This is a genomic window from Brucella oryzae (assembly GCF_041929965.1).
GTDB classification, from domain to species: domain Bacteria; phylum Pseudomonadota; class Alphaproteobacteria; order Rhizobiales; family Rhizobiaceae; genus Brucella; species Brucella oryzae.
The window spans coordinates 107,255-124,892 of sequence record NZ_JBHEEO010000004.1 but is presented as its reverse complement, the minus strand read 5'-3'; the positions used below and the strand labels follow the sequence as shown (position 1 = coordinate 124,892).

Sequence of the window (17,638 nt, the reverse complement as noted above, 5' to 3'; positions counted from 1 at the left end):
ACCTCATAGCGGCGAGTTACTATTGTCTCTATATAATTCCGAATATCAGCTCTGGAGACGACGGCAAATTTCGTCAAGTTGCTCAAGAGAACTATAGCGTATCTTGACCTCACCGCCACGATCACGGTGATTGATATCAACTTTCATGCCAGTAACATCCGAAAGCAGCTTTTCAAGCGCTTTGGTGTCAGCATCTTTCTCGATAGGCCCTGCTTTACCGGGCTTGGCTTCGACACCGCCACGGGCCTCTGCCTGCGCGAGCGCTTCCACCTGTCGTACAGACAGACCGTCCTTGACGATCCGTTCCGCGAGCGCAGTCGGATTTTCCATCGTGATGAGGCTTCGGGCGTGACCTGCGGAAAGCGCACCGTCGACAATGAAATCCTGCACGGGTTGCGGCAGTTTCAACAGGCGCAGCGTATTGGCAACATGGCTGCGGCTTTTACCGATCACCTGCGCCAGATCATTCTGCGTATAGTCATGATTATCGATAAGCTGTTGATATCCCAGCGCTTCTTCAACTGCATTCAGGTCGGCGCGCTGCACGTTTTCAATAATCGCAATCTCAAGCGCAACACGATCATCCACGTCCCGAACAATAACCGGGATCGTGTCGACACCGGCTCGCTGCGAAGCGCGCCAGCGACGTTCACCGGCAATCAGCTCGAAGCGATCCGGCTGACCTGGTGCCGGTCGCACGACGATTGGCTGCACAACGCCATGTTCCTTGATCGACTGCGCCAGATCTTCCAATTCCGCCTCGGAAAACATGCGACGCGGATTGCGCGGATTGCGTGTCACAAACTCAATCGGAAGATTCCGCTCGATAGGAACAGGTGCCTTGCGCTCTTCGACAGGGCGGTCGATTTCACCGATCAGCGCCGCTAATCCGCGGCCAAGGCGCTTTTTTGAAGGATCGTCATTCATCGTTCGGCTTATTCCTGAATTGTTTCGTCGTCGAATCGATTGGTTTAAGCGGCCTGCAATTGTCGCTCACGCTGGATAACTTCCGATGCGAGTTGCAAATAGGCCTGACTTCCGGCGCATTTCAGATCGTAGAGAATAGCCGGTTTTCCATGAGATGGTGCTTCAGATACGCGCACATTACGCGGAATGACAGTGCGATAGACTTTCTCACCCATGAAAGCACGAACATCATCCACCACTTGTGCGGCGAGATTGTTGCGGCTGTCAAACATGGTCAGCACGATGCCTTGGATCGACAGCTCGGGATTGATCGATGACCGCACCTGATCGACAGTCTGCAAAAGCTGGCTCAAACCTTCCAATGCAAAGAACTCGCATTGCAGCGGTACCAGTACGGAATCGGCTGCAGCCATTGCGTTCAACGTCAGAAGATTGAGCGATGGCGGGCAATCCACAAGCACATAGGAAAAACGCTCGGACACACCGGAATCAAACCGCAGCGCATCGCGCAAACGGCGCGTGCGATCAGCTGACTGCGCTATTTCCATTTCAATGCCAAGAAGATCCAATGTCGATGGCACGATATGGAGATTTGGAACATCGGTCGCCATCGCCGCATCGGGAACCGAAGATTCCTGCGTCAGCACATCATAGGAAGACAAGGGCCGATTGCGACGATCAATACCCAAACCGGTGCTGGCATTGCCTTGCGGATCGAGATCGACGATCAATACCGTCTCACCGATTGCGGCCAGGGCCGTAGCCAAATTGATGGCGGTGGTCGTCTTGCCCACACCGCCCTTCTGGTTTGCAATGGTTATGATTCTGGACATTTTGTTCATTACCGTCGCCTTGCTGCTGCCCGCCCCTTCGAAATTTCCAGCCATCAGACAAATTTACGCCGAAGATTGGTGATTTCGAGTATGACCGAAGCCTGATCGATAGCACTTTGATGTTGTATCAGATCGAAACTCCAACCGACACGGCTTTCATCGATCTCGCGCTGGTAATCCCGACCTTTTTGGAAGAGAGCCTTGGCGCCATTGGTCAGCCACGGCTCTGCCAGACCGAAAAGATCGTTCAGCGATGCCAATGCACGCGCCGTAACCACTTGAGGTGTTTCGATTTTTTCCCACATCGCTTCAATGCGGGCGGAATGAACACGTGCCGGTACACGCAAATGCCCGGCTGCAGTGCGCAAAAATGCTGCCTTTTTCCCGGCGCTTTCAATAAGATCGATGGCGCCACCGGGTTGGTCAGCGAGGAAACAGGCCGTCACAATGCCCGGAAACCCGCCGCCCGAGCCAATATCCAGCCAATGTCTGGCATCGCTTGCCAGGGGGAAGAGCTGGGCGCTATCCAGAATATGACGGGTCCACAACTCGTTCAGGGTCGAGGGCGACGCGAGATTAATCGCCTTCGACCATTTACGAAACAGTTCTTCAAAGGCAATCAGGCGGTCCGCTGTTTCACGTGAAACAGCGGGAACGATTGCTTTCAAACTTGCAAAGTGTCTATCGGCACTCATGCAGCGCCCTGCTCTTCAGACAATTCCGATGCAGCACGATGACGATATCCAAACTTCTTGATCTGTGCGATAAGAAGTGCCAGTGCTGCCGGTGTCATCCCGTCAACACGCTGTGCTTCGGCAATCGTTTCCGGCTTGCGTTGCTTGAGCTTGTGCTTCAACTCGTTGGAAAGACCAGATATTCCGTCAATATCCAAACCCGCCGGAATAAGCAGTTGCTCCTCACGCTCCATCACAGCGATATCGCTCTTCTGCCGATCCATATAGACCGCATATTGAGCTTCGATCTCCAATGCTTCCCGCGTTATCGGATCGATAGTTTCGAGCTCAGGCCAGATCGGCTTCAACCGATCCAGATCGATTTCCGGATAGGACAAAAGGTCATAGGCTGAACGGCGCACACCATCCTGATTAAGACGCAGATCATAGCGACCGGCCAGATTGGGTGTGATCGTCAGTGACTGCGCCAATGACCGCGCCTTAGCCAGAGCCGCCTCGCGTGCTTCAAAGCGTTCCTTGCGCGCCTGCCCCAGTATGCCGAGTTTATCGGCCAAGGGCGTCAGGCGCTGATCGGCATTATCCGCACGAAGCGACAGACGGAATTCTGCACGCGAGGTAAACATGCGATAGGGCTCGCTGACACCGCGTGATGTCAGATCATCGACCATGACACCAATATAGGCTTCCGTGCGCTGAATGATGACCGGCTCACCACCCGATGCGCGGCGCGCGGCATTGATGCCGGCGAGCAACCCCTGGGCACCCGCTTCTTCATAGCCGGTCGTACCGTTGATCTGCCCGGCCAGAAACAGACTGGTAACTTTCCGGGTTTCAAGGCTGCGCTTCAACTCGCGCGGATCGATGAAGTCATATTCAATCGCATATCCGGGCTGCAGCATGACCGCCTTTTCGAGTCCCGGTATGGTCTTCAATATGTCGAGCTGTACGTCTTCGGGAAGCGATGTCGAAATACCGTTAGGATAGACAGTATCATCATCCAGTCCCTCCGGTTCGAGGAAGATCTGGTGCCCGTCGCGATCACCGAACTTGACGATCTTGTCTTCCACTGACGGGCAGTAACGCGGACCAATCCCCTCGATAGAGCCCGAATACATCGCGGAGCGATGCAAATTGGCTCGAATGATCGCGTGGGTTTCTGGCGTCGTGCGCGTAATACCACAATCGATCTGCGGCGTGGTGATGCGATCCGTCATCAGGGAAAAAGGGATTGGTTCTTCATCAGCCGACTGCATGTCGAGGCTCTGCCAATCGATGGTGCGTCCGTCCAGCCGTGGCGGCGTGCCTGTCTTGAGACGACCAAGCGCGAAGCCAAAAGATGTCAATCGTTCGGAAAGACCGAGCGCTGGCTTTTCACCCATCCGCCCAGCCGGTATCTTCTTCTCCCCAATATGGATCAAGCCGTTGAGAAACGTGCCGGTCGTCAAAACGACAGCACCACATGTCAGGGTTCGCCCATCGGACAGAACAACCCCGCTGATGCATCCGTCTTCTTCCAGAAAATCCTGCGCACCGCCTTCCACCACAGTCAGATTATCCTGTGCGGCAATCATCTTCTGCATGGCAAGCCGATAAAGCTTGCGGTCAGCCTGGGTTCGAGGGCCCCGGACGGCGGGCCCCTTGCGGCGGTTAAGCAAACGAAACTGAATGCCTGCCTCGTCGGCCACACGCCCCATCAAGCCATCAAGTGCATCGATTTCGCGCACAAGATGGCCCTTGCCCAATCCACCGATAGCAGGGTTGCAAGACATAATGCCAATAGTATCAAAGCGATGTGTAACAAGCGCGGTCTTGGCACCGGCGCGCGCAGCTGCAGAAGCAGCCTCGCATCCCGCGTGGCCACCGCCGATTACAATAACATCAAAGACTGTGGCTTCGGTCGAACTCATTTGGTTCATCCTGACGCAACTCGAATCCGTTTCTGAAAGATGTCTCTTTGCCACGAATGGGTTTGAAACGGAAGATCAAATTGACCAGTTGCGCGATCAAATCTCGTCGACAGCTCGACTCATGAATGAGAGAGGGAGTCAATCACCCCGGCGAGATTCCACAGATGTTTCACGTGAAACAATCCTCAACACAGATCATTCCATGTTTCACGTGAATCATTTCCCGATGCAGAACTGGGAGAAGATAACGTCGAGAATCTCCTCCACATCCACATCCCCGGTGATGCGTCCGAGATACTGCGATGCCAGTCGCATGTTCTCAGCGCGGAGTTCAAGCGGAAGATTTGTCCCGTTTATAGCCTTGTCGATTTCAGCAACAGTAGATCGCAGAAGATTGATATGCCTCTGCCGTGTGGGAACAGCATCCTCAATCTGGCCGATCTGCGCTTCAGCAAAGCTCTGGAGTGCATTCAGCAATCCATTCAATCCCTGACCGGTTTTCGTCGAGATGCGATAGGACCAGTTATCAGAAGGCCCACTCTTCAGATCAGCCTTCGTCCCGATTTTCCATAACACTGCTGATGTTTCATCCGGCGTGACCTCAATGGGATCGCTCATATCCTCCAGCAGCAAAACCAGATCCGCATCCGCCATACGTGCGCGAGCGCGTTCGATTCCAATTTTCTCGACGGAACTTTGGGTTTCGCGCAAACCCGCAGTGTCCGTGACATAAACCGGGATGCCGCCCAGATCGAGTTTGACTTCCAGAAGATCGCGAGTCGTACCCGCCTCTTCCGAGATGATTGCTACTTCGCGACCGGCCAGAAAGTTCAACAGGCTGGATTTACCGGCATTCGGCGCACCAACGATCACGACATGCAGCCCGTCGCGCAGCATCGAAGCACGCTTGCCGCTCGCTATATGGTTTTCGATCTCTCTCTCCAACAGTGTCAGCGATTGCCACACCTGGTCCGACACCGAACCCGGCACGTCACTTTCATCAGCGAAGTCCAGTTCCGCTTCGATGAAGGCACGCGCGCGCAACAATCGCTGACGCCATTCCGTGTAGAGTTCGCGCTGCGCACCCGACGCGACCTGTAAAGCAAGCCGCCTCTGTCCCTCGGTTTCTGCCGCGATCAGATCTGCGAGACCTTCAGCAATGGTCAGGTCCATCTTGCCGTTGGAAAAAGCGCGTCTCGTAAACTCTCCGGCTTCCGCAATACGACAACCGGGAAGCTCTCCCATTTCAGACAAGAGCTTTTCGACAACCGCTTTACCACCGTGCAAATGAAATTCGGCACAATCCTCCCCGGTAAAACTGTTCGGCCCAGGAAAAAAGAGTACAAGTCCGCGATCGATCGGATTACCATTTCGGTCACGGAACAGCTTATAGGCTGCATATCGCGGCGGCGGCACGGTCCCAATTATTGTTTCGAGAACGAATCGAACTTTCGGACCGGAAATGCGTAAGACGGCAACACCGGACGGCAGACGCCCGCTCGATAAAGCAAAAATCGTATCTTGAAGGGAAGCGATCTCGCTCATTCCATTTCCTGACCTATAATCATAAGGGAAGCAGCTGAATATTGCTGAAGGAATGGCATATTCATTCGCGCCGTGAAAGAAAAGCTTTATGACAGAGTTAGACCGGAAAAGCCTCGCTGACAGCAACCGCCTCGCCGAAGAGCCGAGCGCCTATCTGCGCCAGCATGCCGAGAATCCCGTGCATTGGCAGCCGTGGGGCAAAGATGCACTCGATGCTGCGAAAGAGCTCGACCGGCCCATTCTGCTTTCCGTCGGTTATTCCGCCTGCCACTGGTGCCATGTCATGGCGCATGAGTCCTTTGAAAATCCAGATGTGGCGGAAGTGATGAATGCCTTGTTCGTCAATGTGAAGGTGGACCGCGAGGAACGGCCCGACATAGACCAGATCTATATGGCAGCACTCGGAGCGATGGGGCAACAGGGGGGCTGGCCGCTTACCATGTTTCTGAGGCCGGATGGCAAGCCTTTCTGGGGCGGCACCTACTTCCCCCCACACAAGCGCCACAACATGCCCGGCTTTGTCGATGTGCTGCATGCGGTCAATAATCTCTGGCATAAGGATAAAGAGAAAATTAACCATAATGCCGATGCCGTCTTCGATCATCTGGAAGGCCGTCTGGCAGCGCAGATCGCCGCGGTGACAAACGAAGTGGAGCGATTTGACGAGATCGCAACGCGCATCAACAGCCTGATTGATCCGGTCCGAGGCGGCATAGAAGGAGCGCCCAAATTCCCGAACGCGCCCTTCATGGACAATCTCTGGCTCTCCTGGCTCTACAGCCGCGATGAGACGCATCGCAACAATTTCCTCCTGTCGCTCAGGGTTATGCTCCAGGGCGGGATTTACGATCATCTGGGCGGCGGGCTTTGCCGCTACTCCACCGATGCCAACTGGCTGGTGCCGCATTTCGAGAAGATGCTCTATGACAATGCGCAATTCATTCGTCATGCGACCTATGCTTTCGCAGAAACCGGCAATGATTTGTTTCGTCTGCGAATCGAAGAGACCATCGATTGGCTGGTCCGGGAAATGCGCCTGTCTGACGGCAGTTTCGCGTCCAGTCTCGATGCCGATAGCGAAGGTGAGGAAGGACGGTTTTACGTCTGGAGCGAACCGGAAATCGATCAGGCGCTTGGCGACGATAGCAAAGCCTTCAAGGACTATTATGGCGTCACAGCAAGCGGAAACTGGGAAGGCCGGAATATTCTGAACCGCCTTCATGCGGTCAATGATGATGCGATCCTGCCCCCAATGATAGAAGCGTTACGGCAGAAGCTGCTTGCGCGTCGTGAATTGCGGGTACGGCCCGGACGCGACGAGAAAGCCCTGACCGACTGGAACGGCCTTGCTATCCGGGCATTGGCCGAAGCAGGTCGGAGCTTTGGGAGGCAGGACTGGATCGATCTTGCAATCAGTGCCTATCGCTCCACAGTAAGCAGCTTTCGGGATGGCCGCATCGCGCATTGCCGTATGGAGAACTCGCTTCTCTACCCTGCCCTTTCGACCGATTATGCTTCGATGACCAATGCAGCCATTGCTCTTTATGAAGCAACGAGCGAACAGGCTTACATCGATGACGCATTGAAGTTCAAGAAGGCGCTCGACGACAGTCACCGCGATGATGCCGGTAACTATCGTCTATCCGCGCTGGACGCCGACGACGTCATCCTGCACGCCTATGGCGACTATGATGAAGCGATACCGAGCGCGACCAGCCAGATCATTGAAGCACTGACAAGACTGTTTCTGGCGACGGGTAATATCGATCTCTATCAGAGCAATGAGAAGCTGATTGAACAGGCGCTTGGGCGAGCCTTCGCGCAGCAATATGGACAGATTGGAATATTGAATGCGGCGCGCTTCGCAGTCGAACCGCTTTCTCTTGTCGTGGCCACGGAAAACAATAACGGGGAACTTGTTTCTACAGCGAATCGAAATCCCGATCCACGACGTGTGGACAAGTTTGTGCGGTTCGAGGCTGGCAAGACGATAGAACTACCGACCGGAGGAACTACAGAGGCAGCTAATCCATCCGCCTGGTTTTGCAAGGGCCATGTGTGCCTGCCGCCCGTTGAAAGCGCCGATGCATTGCGGCTGCTCCTCGGTAAGACTTCCTGAAACAAGAAGCGCCGCAACGGTTTCCCGTGCGGCGCTTCTCAAACGGTTTGCACCGGGCAATGTTTAGGTATTCATCGAGTCGAAGAATTCCGAATTGCTCTTGGTCTGCTTGAGCTTGTCGATAAGGAATTCGATCGCATCGGTCGTGCCCATCGGCGCGAGGATGCGGCGCAGAACGAATATCTTCTGCAGATCGGCGCGCGGAACCAGCAGGTCTTCCTTACGCGTGCCGGACTTGAGAATGTCCATGGCCGGGAAGATGCGCTTGTCGGCAACCTTGCGGTCGAGCACGATTTCCGAGTTGCCGGTGCCCTTGAATTCTTCGAAGATCACTTCATCCATACGGCTGCCCGTATCGATCAGCGCGGTTGCGATGATGGTCAGCGATCCGCCTTCTTCAATGTTACGCGCGGCACCGAAGAAGCGCTTCGGGCGCTGTAATGCATTGGCGTCCACACCACCGGTCAGAACCTTGCCGGAAGACGGCACGACCGTGTTGTAGGCGCGACCGAGACGGGTGATCGAGTCGAGCAGGATCACAACGTCGCGACCATGTTCGACGAGGCGCTTGGCCTTTTCGATAACCATTTCAGCCACCTGAACGTGACGTGCTGCCGGTTCATCGAAGGTCGAGGAAATCACTTCGCCCTTCACCGAGCGCTGCATGTCGGTCACTTCTTCCGGACGTTCATCGATCAGAAGAACGATCAGATAACATTCCGGATGATTTGCGGTGATCGAATGAGCGATGTTCTGGAGAAGTACAGTCTTACCGGTACGCGGCGGCGCGACGATCAGGCCGCGCTGGCCCTTGCCGAGCGGTGCCACCAGATCGATGACGCGTGGTGACAAATCCTTGGAGGTCGGAACCTCCAGTTCCATCTTGAAGCGCTCATTCGGGTAGAGCGGCGTCAGATTGTCGAAGTGAACCTTGTGGCGAATTTTTTCCGGGTCTTCGAAATTGATCGAATTGACCTTGAGCAGTGCAAAATAACGCTCGCCTTCCTTGGGACCGCGGATCGGACCTTCGACCGTGTCACCGGTCTTGAGAGAAAAACGACGCAGCTGCGAGGGTGAAATATAAATATCGTCTGGACCCGGCAGGTAGTTGGCATCGGCAGAGCGCAGGAAGCCAAATCCATCCTGCAGCACCTCGACGACACCCTCGCCGATAATTTCGACGTCCTGGGCCGCCAGCTTCTTGAGGATCGCGAACATCAGTTCCTGCTTGCGCATGGCGCTCGCGTTTTCGACCTCAAGCGTTTCGGCAAAAGCCAGCAGCTCCACCGGTGTCTTGTTTTTTAGTTCTTGTAGTTTCATTTCCTGCATGGATGAGGAACTCTTTTTAAAATGTAAGGAGAAAATGCAGTTGTTCGGAAAGGTGGCCACCTGAACGTCGTGACCGGCATCGAAGGCCTGCTGTCTTGAAGGGAAGAGGCTTTCTACATACTGATTTGCAGCATGCAGAGCAAGTCTCATGTAGGGATAGCGCGAAATTTCTGCAACAGAAAAATGGCAGAAACCCGGCAATCGGGTTTCTTTTTTGGAGATGCTTTCAGATCAGAACGGCTTAACGATCACCAATATGACGATCAGAATCATCAGAACCGTCGGCACTTCATTGATGATTCGCCAGTGCTTGGCCGAGCGCATATTGCGATCTTCAGCAAAAAGCCGCGTGGATTTTGCCAGATAGCCGTGCAGGCCGGACATCAGCACGACCAGCAGCAGTTTTGCATGCAGCCAGCCGCCCTGGAAACCGAAGATTTCCCAGGCCATCCACAGGCCGGCAATCCAGGTCACGATCATGGCCGGATTGATGATGAAGCGCAGCAGCCGCTTTTCCATCACCTTGAAGGTCTCCGATGTTTCGGAACCGGGCTTTGCGGCACAGTGATAGACGAACAGGCGCGGCAGATAGAGCATCCCCGCCATCCATGCGATGACGGCAATGACATGCAGCGACTTGACCCAGAGATAGGCATCGGCTGGATTCACGTGAAACAATGCCCATACGCCGAGCGCCACCACAACCAACGAAACGACAGTGCGTATGGCAACTGCCGATCCGCGATTTTCCGGAGCTGTCTGGCTCATGATTTTCCTCCGCGAATACGGTCGATCATGCGATGCACATTCTCAATCGGTGCCTGTGGCGTGATTCCGTGCCCGAGATTGAAGATCAGCGGGCCCTGGCCGAGACGTTCGAGAATCGTATCCACGCCTTCATCCAGCGCATTGCCGCCTGCCACCACGCGCAGCGGATCGAGATTGCCCTGTATCGCACCTTCTTCCTGAAGGGCGGCTGCAAAGGAAAAGGGAACGGACCAGTCGAGACCAAGGGCATCCACACCGGTCTTTTCGCGATAGCCTGCATAAAGCATCCCTGCCCCTTTCGGGAAACCGATGATGCGCGCCTCCGGATAGACCGCCCTCACCTTCTGGACGATCCGGGCAACGGGCTGGATGCAGAAACGCTCAAAGCAGTTCTCGTCCAGAACGCCGGACCATGAATCGAAAATCTGCACCGCATCGGCACCGGCATCCAGCTGCTCGATGAGATATTCGGCGGAAACATCGGCAAGATCGTTCAGGAGCTTTTCAAAAGCTTCCGGGAAGCGATAAGCGAAAAGACGGGCAGGCGCCTGATCCGGCGTACCATGACCGGCGATCATATAGGTCGCAACGGTCCAGGGAGCGCCACAGAAGCCGAGCAGCGTGGTTTCGTCGGGCAACTGCTCCCGCAGCAGCCGAACCGTCTCGTAGACCGGCTCCAGCCTTTTGGCGACGCCTTCCGTCTCAAGCCAGAAAATCTCGTCGGCATCGATCGGCGTCATCAAGGGTCCCTTGCCTTCTTCAAAGCGAAGGTCTCGTCCAAGGGCGTGAGGAATGACAAGAATATCTGAAAAGAGAATGGCTGCATCAAAGCCAAAACGGCGGATCGGCTGAAGCGTTACCTCGACAGCAAGATCGGGCGAATAGCAGAGATCGAGAAAGCTCCCTGCCTTTTTTCGTGTCTCGCGATATTCGGGAAGATAACGTCCGGCCTGGCGCATCATCCAGATGGGAGGTGGAAAGACCGTTTCACCGTCAATCACTCTCAAGACTTTGCGCTTCATCTGATTTTTATCCGCCCTGTTGGTTACCTGATCCGGTTTGGTCTGAAGTTATCCAGTCCGGCTCTCATAAAGAAAGGATGATTCAGGAATCTTTTGATTCTTAGAGTCTGTTGGAATCGGGGATTAAGGTCTGTCCCGATTTTCCCCACAGTTCCGAAATTGCCATCTCATCCTGTGCAATCATTCACCGATAGTCTGACCAAATACAATGAAAACTCAATTCCCTCTTTTAATATAAAGGGTTACCAATTGACGCAGTTCATGCTGATTTGTGGAAAAGCTGGGAATTACGACGGGATTTCGTGATTTCATGAGTCTTGTCCACATTTGTTGAAGACCGGTTCGCACATGTTCGCCTGCTGTGGATGACTTGCCAAGTTTCCCACGGCCTGCCATGGCTTGTGGAAGACGTTCGGCCTTTACGCACAGCCGTCAACAGGAGGGCAACAAAACTGTGGTGAGACCGCTTTCCTACTTTCATCTTCATCTGATTTCTGATGCGACGGGAGAGACTCTCCTGGCGGCAGGCCGGGCGGCGGCGGCGCAATATGCCAATGCGCGCGCTATCGAACACATCTATCCGCTGATCCGCACTGAAAAGCAGCTGCGCAAGGTTCTCGAAGGCATCGATGCTGAACCCGGCATTGTTCTCTATACGATTGTCGATCAGAAACTGGCAGCGATCATCGATGAATCCTGCACGGAAATGGGCGTGCCGAGCGTTTCCGTGCTGGAGCCGGTGCTGAACACGTTTCAATCCTATCTCGGTGCGCCGGCTCATCGCCGCGCGAGTGCGCAGCATGTTCTCAATGCCGATTATTTCCGGCGGATCGACGCGCTCAATTTTACGATGGAGCATGATGACGGGCAATTGCCCTACGACATCGAGGAAGCCGACGTCATTCTTGTCGGCATTTCGCGCACGTCCAAGACCCCGACGAGCATCTATCTTGCCAATCGCGGCATCAAGGCCACCAATGTTCCGATTGTACTGGGAATTCCCCTGCCGGAAGTCCTTTTCACGGCGAAGCGGCCGCTGATCGTGGGACTGGTCGCCACCGCCGAACGGATTTCGCAAATCCGCCAGAACCGACCGCTCGGCAATGTGCCGTCGCTGGATACCGGGCTTTATACGGATCGCGTTTCCATCTCGGAAGAACTGGCTTATGCGCGTAATATATGTAATCGGCACGGCTGGCCGATCATCGATGTGTCGCGCCGGTCGATCGAGGAAACCGCAGCTGCCATTCTGGCGCTGCTTCGCGCGCATAGCGAAAAGGGATAAACAAGGATTCCAGCCATGACGGACAAACTCGTTCTCGCCTCCAAAAGCCCCTTCCGTTCGGCTTTGCTGAAAAATGCCGGCATAGAGTTTTCGACAGCAAGCGCGGATATCGACGAGCGCGCGGTGGAAGCCCCGCTTTATGAAACGGGGGCTACGCCGGAAGAAGTCGCACAGGTTCTGGCCGAGGCGAAGGCGCTCGACGTGAGCGAGAAGAACCCCGGCGCGGTGGTGATCGGCTGCGATCAGACATTGTCGCTCGGCGACGAGATTTTCCACAAGCCTGCGGATATGGAGGCAGCGCGCCGCCAGCTTCTGAAATTTTCCGGCAAGACCCACCAGTTGAACAGTGCTGTCGTGCTGGTGAAGGACGGCAAAACCCTGTGGCGTCACGTTTCGATTGCCCGCATGACCATGCGCGATCTCGATCCCGGCTTTGTCGGGCGTTATCTCGGTCGTGTGGGCGATATCGCGCTTTCGAGCGTCGGCGCCTATCAGGTCGAAGGACCGGGCATCCAGCTCTTCGAGAAGATCGAAGGCGATTATTTCACGATTGTCGGTCTGCCGCTCTTGCCGCTGCTGGCTGAACTGCGGAAGGAAAAACTGATCGATGGCTAAGAAGGCGTTTGTCACCGGCTTTCCGATAAAACATTCTCGGTCGCCGCTGATCCATGGTTTCTGGCTCAGGGAACTTGGGCTCGACGGTTCTTATGAGGCGATAGAAGTGAAGCCGGAGGATTTCGGCTCCTTTGCTTCGTCGCTTGCTGAAAACGGTTTTGCCGGTGGCAATGTCACCATTCCGCACAAGGAAGCAGCCTATGCTGCCGTGGAAAGTCTGGATGAGGCCGCCAAGGCCATCGGAGCGGTCAATACGCTCTGGCTTGAAAATGGTAGGCTTCATGGCGGCAATACCGATGCTTACGGTTTTGCGGCCAATCTCGATGCATCGGCTCCCGGCTGGGACGATGCAGAAAATGCGCTCGTTCTGGGGGCTGGCGGCGCAAGCCGGGCCATTGTTCATGCACTTTTGTCGCGCAGCTTTACGAAAGTCGCCATCGTCAATCGCACGGTGAGCCGGGCGCAAGATCTCGCGGCCCATTTCGGATCGCGTGTCTCGGCGCATGGCTGGGATGAGGCGCAAGATCTGGTTTCCGACGCCGGACTGATCGTCAACACGACATCGCTTGGCATGAGTGGCCACGACGAGCATGAACCATTCCCGCTCGATCTTGGCAGGGCATTGCGAAAGGCAGTCGCGACCGACATTGTCTACGTGCCGCTCAAGACGCCATTCCTGAAAAAGGCCGAAGAAGCGGGGCTGACGACTGTGGATGGGCTGGGCATGCTGCTGCATCAGGCCGTTCCAGGTTTCGAGCGCTGGTTCGGCCAAAGACCGCAGGTGACGAAAGCGCTGCGTGAGCATATTCTGGCAGACATGGCAAAGGCTGGCGCCCTGGTATCTGAATCAAAAAGCGTCAGGCCGTCGTGAAAATGGCGATTTTGGAACAGATAGCATGATCGTGCTTGGACTAACCGGCTCCATCGGAATGGGAAAAACAACGGCGGCGAACATGTTCGCCGAAGCCGGTGTGCCGATCTATAGCGCCGACGATACGGTGCATCGGCTCTATTCCGGGCGTGCAGCGCCGCTGATCGAGGCTGCGTTTCCGGGCACTGTGGAAAACGGTGCGGTTGATCGGGAAAAGCTTTCAGCTGCCGTTATCGGAAAACCCGAAGCCCTGAAAAAACTGGAAGCCATTGTTCATCCGCTTGTGCGTGAGGAAGAGGAAGCCTTTCGCCGCAGCGCGGAAGAAGCCGGCGCCGCTCTGGCGCTGATCGATATTCCGCTGCTTTTCGAAACCGGCGGCGACAAGCGCGTGGACAAGATCGTGGTTGTCTCCGCCCCTGCCGAGATACAGCGCATTCGCGTGCTTGCGCGACCGGGCATGACGGAAGAAAAGCTCGACGCCATTCTCGCACGTCAGACGCCGGATGCCGAAAAGCGCGCAAGAGCCGATTTCATCATCGATACAAGCGGGAGTTTCGACAATCTGCGCCGCCAGATTCGCGAAATCGTCGCGGAATTGAGTGGAAAGCCTGCGGTCGCGACCGAATAATCGTCGGCGGCGTGCTATAGGTACCAAAGTTATTTCCCGAGAGGTTCTTCAATGCGTGAAATCGTTTTCGATACGGAAACCACCGGCCTGGAAAGGCTCGAGGACCGTGTGATCGAAATCGGCGGCGTGGAACTGATCAACAAGTTTCCCACAGGCCGCACTTTCCATAAATACATCAACCCGCAGGGGCGTCAGGTTCATCCTGAAGCGCTTGCGGTGCACGGTATCAGCAATGAACAATTGTTGGACAAGCCTACATTCGCGGAAATTCTGGACGAGTTCCTGGAATTTTTCGATGGCGCCAAGCTGGTGGCGCATAATGCCATGTTCGACCTCGGCTTCATCAATGCTGAATTGGCGAGGCTTAAACAGGCTGAAATCCAGTCAGAGCGTATCATCGATACATTGGCGCTTGCCCGCCGCAAGCATCCGATGGGGCCGAATTCGCTCGACGCGCTGTGCAAGCGCTATGGCATCGAGAACGGACACCGTACCCTGCATGGCGCATTGCTCGATTCCGAGATTCTGGCTGAAGTCTATATCGAACTGATCGGCGGCAAGCAGACAGCGCTTGGGCTCAGCATGGGCGGTGCCGCCAGCGGCAGCAATGCCGGAGAGAGCGGCGCTGCAATCGTTATTGCCGCGCGCCCGAGGCCGCTTGCTCCACGCATTTCCGATGCGGAGCGCGCTGCTCACGCTGCGCTTGTGGACAAGCTGGGCGACAAGGCTATCTGGAAGAAGTACTAAAAAGCTGAATCTTGATACGAAAAAGCCCGGTCAAAACCGGGCTTTTTTGCAACTGGAACTGCTCTATCGTTCGAAACGATCAGCTCTTTACAGCGGACTTGGCCTGTTCTTCGGCCATACGGGTCTGGAACATCTGCGCGAAATCGATCGGGTCGATCATCAGCGGCGGATAGCCACCGTTGCGCGTTGCGTCGGCAATGATCTGGCGCGCGAACGGGAACAGAAGACGCGGGCATTCGATGAACAGAAGCGGAAGCATGTGCTCCTGCGGGATGCCCTGAATGCGGAACACGCCGCCATAAACGAGCTCGGTGTTGAAAAGGACGTCCTTGCCGTCAACAGCCTTGGCTTCCAGCGTCAGCACAACGTCGAAATCCGTTTCGGAAAGCGGATTGGCGTTTACGTTCACGTTGATGTTGATGGACGGTGCCTTCTCGCGCGGACGCAGCGACAGCGGCGCGCCCGGGCTTTCGAAGGACAGATCCTTCACATATTGCGCCAGAATGTTGAGGGACGGCTCGGCCGTCGCGCCATTGCCGTTCTTTACTTCGCCCGCGGCCTTATCGCTCATTATCGGTATGCCTTCTATCGGTGATTAAGATTTTTGCCCCCTCAGGCGCGAGCTGCATGCAGCTTGCCCCGAAAGGTCGGAATGTTTGGCTAGCATGTGCGCGGGCATGAGGCAAGAAAGGCTTTTTAGGTTGGTATTTCCGTATTCATTGATCTTTGCGGTCGTCTTTCCACGGAGAATTTTCATTCGTCTTCGTGGTGTAATCCTCCGGATCGAGATCGATGACATGATCCTGACGCGGATTTGGACCGGGGCGCTGCTGCCCATAGCCGTCTGAATAGCGCGCAGATGTAGTGACGACCATGCGGCCGCGCATGAATTTTTCCCACATGAAATCGCGAATGAACGGAACGAACAGCAGAATACCGATGGTGCTGGTCACAAAACCGGGCACGATCAGCAGGATCGCCGCCAGAACCATCATGGCGCCATGCACCATTTCGCGATCCGGCACGCGTCCGGCAGCTGTTTCGGTGCGAATGCGCTGTAAAAGCCCGATGCCCTGCACGCGCAGCAGAAAGAAACCCAGCATTGCGCTCAGAATAACAAGGCCCAAGGTCGCGAAAACGCCGATCTTGCTGCCAATGATGACGAAACCGGCAATTTCGATGAAAGGCATCGCCAGCATGACGAGAGGGGCGAGAGAGGAGGACACGTAAGTTACGACCTTTGTTGTTTGGTTTCAGCTTGCCAATTTATCCTGAATTGTAACTTTTTCAGGTTCGGAACGAAATTGAAACTGTCTGTCATGCAATATCAAATAGGTACGCATGATCGGGATTTGAATGATGACGTAAGCCGATCTATATGTATGAGATACAAATGAGAGCGCATCCCGAAAAGTGCGAAGCGGTTTTGGAAAAAGATGCGCGTACAAACAAATGGATAGAGCATTTCCAATGGTTCAATCAAAACGGGAAATGCTCTAGGGATAGGGAAAGGCGAAATGCCTGATCCTTCAATCAGCGGCAGGCGGCATGGAATTTTTTGATTTTGGCACGATATTCTTCTTCATCGCAGCGGTGATCATCTTTCTCCAGCTCAGGAATGTTCTTGGCCGTCGTACCGGAAGTGAAAAACCGCCCTTCGATCCTTATACATCAGCCCGCAGTGCCGATGCGGCACCGGCGAGCGGTGAGACGGATAATGTCGTTTCCCTGCCGCGCCGTCCGGGCGAAAAAGATTTCACCGCCATCGACAAGGCAGCGCCGGTCGGCACGCCGATCAATGACGGTCTGCGCGCGATTTACGCAGCCGATCCTTCGTTCGATCCGGCCAGTTTCGTGGATGGCGTGAAGATCGCCTACGAAATGATCGTGATCTCCTTTGCCGATGGCGATCGCAAGGTTCTGCAAAACCTGCTTTCCAAAGATGTTTTCGAAGGATTCGTTTCGGCAATCGATGAACGCGAAACCCGTGGCGAAAGCGTGCGTTCGTCCTTTGTCGGTATCGACAAGGCGGAAATTGCTGGTGCCGAGATGAAGGGCTCGGAAGCGCATGTGACGGTCAATATCGTCAGCCAGATGATTTCTTCCACCTATGACAAGGACGGCAAGCTGATCGACGGCGATCCGGAAAACGTGCTTGAGATCAAGGATCTGTGGACCTTTGCCCGCGATACACGATCACGCGATCCAAATTGGAAGCTTGTCGCGACCGAGGCGGAAGATTAAGAGAAAGCTATGAATCGGGCCGCTATAGCGCATCCCGAAAAGTGTGAAACGGTTTTCGGAAAAGATGCGCGTTCCAAAAAGTCCAGCGGCCTTTTTGTTTATA

17 protein-coding genes are annotated in these 17,638 nt (G+C 54.9%); 7 read left to right on the top strand and 10 right to left on the bottom strand.

What is annotated here, in order from left to right:
• Nucleotides 1–45: 45 nt before the first annotated feature.
• From JNC70_RS05475 to mnmE, 5 genes are all read right to left on the bottom strand, one after another.
• Nucleotides 46–927: a ParB/RepB/Spo0J family partition protein gene (locus JNC70_RS05475; protein ID WP_104755106.1), complete on the bottom strand. Its 882-nt coding sequence runs from the start codon at nt 925–927 to the stop codon at nt 46–48.
• 44 nt (nt 928–971) lie between these two features.
• Nucleotides 972–1,769 (bottom strand): ParA family protein, encoded by a 798-nt coding sequence (locus tag JNC70_RS05470; RefSeq protein WP_104755220.1) that lies wholly within the window; start codon nt 1,767–1,769, stop codon nt 972–974.
• Nucleotides 1,770–1,813: 44 nt separating this feature from the next.
• Entirely contained in the window at nt 1,814–2,455 is a 642-nt protein-coding gene (gene rsmG, locus JNC70_RS05465) for a 16S rRNA (guanine(527)-N(7))-methyltransferase RsmG (protein WP_104755107.1), read from the bottom strand.
• A complete protein-coding gene (gene mnmG, locus JNC70_RS05460) occupies nt 2,452–4,362 on the bottom strand; it encodes a tRNA uridine-5-carboxymethylaminomethyl(34) synthesis enzyme MnmG (RefSeq protein ID WP_104755108.1) in 1,911 nt (636 codons plus the stop codon). Before mnmG ends, rsmG begins: the two co-directional genes overlap by 4 nt.
• A gap of 216 nt (nt 4,363–4,578) precedes the next feature.
• Entirely contained in the window at nt 4,579–5,907 is a 1,329-nt protein-coding gene (gene mnmE / locus JNC70_RS05455) for a tRNA uridine-5-carboxymethylaminomethyl(34) synthesis GTPase MnmE (RefSeq protein ID WP_104755109.1), read from the bottom strand.
• A gap of 88 nt (nt 5,908–5,995) precedes the next feature.
• Between mnmE and JNC70_RS05450 the strand changes: the two genes are divergently transcribed.
• Nucleotides 5,996–8,026, top strand: a complete 2,031-nt coding sequence (locus tag JNC70_RS05450) for a thioredoxin domain-containing protein (RefSeq protein ID WP_104755110.1) — start codon at nt 5,996–5,998, stop codon at nt 8,024–8,026.
• A gap of 63 nt (nt 8,027–8,089) precedes the next feature.
• On the opposite strand, the gene rho is transcribed toward JNC70_RS05450, so the two are convergent.
• The 3 genes from rho to hemE all read right to left on the bottom strand — a co-directional run bounded on the left by rho (nt 8,090) and on the right by hemE (nt 11,145).
• On the bottom strand, nt 8,090–9,355 hold the full coding sequence (rho, locus tag JNC70_RS05445; RefSeq protein WP_012091070.1) for a transcription termination factor Rho: 1,266 nt from the start codon (nt 9,353–9,355) through the stop codon (nt 8,090–8,092).
• Nucleotides 9,356–9,586: 231 nt separating this feature from the next.
• Nucleotides 9,587–10,123, bottom strand: a complete 537-nt coding sequence (hemJ, locus tag JNC70_RS05440; protein WP_104755111.1) for a protoporphyrinogen oxidase HemJ — start codon at nt 10,121–10,123, stop codon at nt 9,587–9,589.
• Nucleotides 10,120–11,145 (bottom strand): uroporphyrinogen decarboxylase, encoded by a 1,026-nt coding sequence (hemE, locus tag JNC70_RS05435; protein ID WP_104755112.1) that lies wholly within the window; start codon nt 11,143–11,145, stop codon nt 10,120–10,122. Before hemE ends, hemJ begins: the two co-directional genes overlap by 4 nt.
• A gap of 454 nt (nt 11,146–11,599) precedes the next feature.
• On the opposite strand from hemE, the gene JNC70_RS05430 reads away from it, so the two are divergent.
• Genes JNC70_RS05430 through dnaQ form a run of 5 tightly spaced genes read left to right on the top strand, consistent with a single transcriptional unit; the run spans nt 11,600 to nt 15,291 of the window.
• Nucleotides 11,600–12,430, top strand: a complete 831-nt coding sequence (locus JNC70_RS05430) for a pyruvate, water dikinase regulatory protein (RefSeq protein ID WP_104755113.1) — start codon at nt 11,600–11,602, stop codon at nt 12,428–12,430.
• Between the two features lie 15 nt (nt 12,431–12,445).
• Complete coding sequence (locus tag JNC70_RS05425) at nt 12,446–13,045, top strand: Maf-like protein (RefSeq protein ID WP_104755114.1); 600 nt, start codon at nt 12,446–12,448, stop codon at nt 13,043–13,045.
• The gene (locus tag JNC70_RS05420) at nt 13,038–13,916 is read left to right on the top strand and encodes a shikimate dehydrogenase (protein WP_104755115.1); all 879 of its coding nucleotides are present in this window, start codon (nt 13,038–13,040) and stop codon (nt 13,914–13,916) included. Before JNC70_RS05425 ends, JNC70_RS05420 begins: the two co-directional genes overlap by 8 nt.
• A gap of 25 nt (nt 13,917–13,941) precedes the next feature.
• Nucleotides 13,942–14,544, top strand: coding sequence for a dephospho-CoA kinase (gene coaE / locus JNC70_RS05415; protein WP_104755116.1), 603 nt, complete (start codon nt 13,942–13,944; stop codon nt 14,542–14,544).
• Between the two features lie 51 nt (nt 14,545–14,595).
• Complete coding sequence (gene dnaQ, locus JNC70_RS05410; protein ID WP_104755117.1) at nt 14,596–15,291, top strand: DNA polymerase III subunit epsilon; 696 nt, start codon at nt 14,596–14,598, stop codon at nt 15,289–15,291.
• 79 nt (nt 15,292–15,370) lie between these two features.
• Here dnaQ and secB read toward each other — a convergent pair whose 3' ends face one another.
• Both secB and JNC70_RS05400 read right to left on the bottom strand, forming a co-directional pair.
• Nucleotides 15,371–15,862 carry a protein-export chaperone SecB gene (gene secB, locus JNC70_RS05405; protein WP_104755118.1) on the bottom strand — a complete coding sequence of 164 codons (492 nt, stop codon included), beginning with the start codon at nt 15,860–15,862 and terminating at the stop codon, nt 15,371–15,373.
• A gap of 145 nt (nt 15,863–16,007) precedes the next feature.
• Nucleotides 16,008–16,517, bottom strand: coding sequence for an FxsA family protein (locus JNC70_RS05400; RefSeq protein ID WP_104755119.1), 510 nt, complete (start codon nt 16,515–16,517; stop codon nt 16,008–16,010).
• Between the two features lie 322 nt (nt 16,518–16,839).
• Here JNC70_RS05400 and JNC70_RS05395 point away from each other — a divergent pair, with 322 nt between their 5' ends.
• A complete protein-coding gene (locus JNC70_RS05395; RefSeq protein ID WP_104755121.1) occupies nt 16,840–17,535 on the top strand; it encodes a Tim44/TimA family putative adaptor protein in 696 nt (231 codons plus the stop codon).
• Nucleotides 17,536–17,638: the final 103 nt, after the last annotated feature.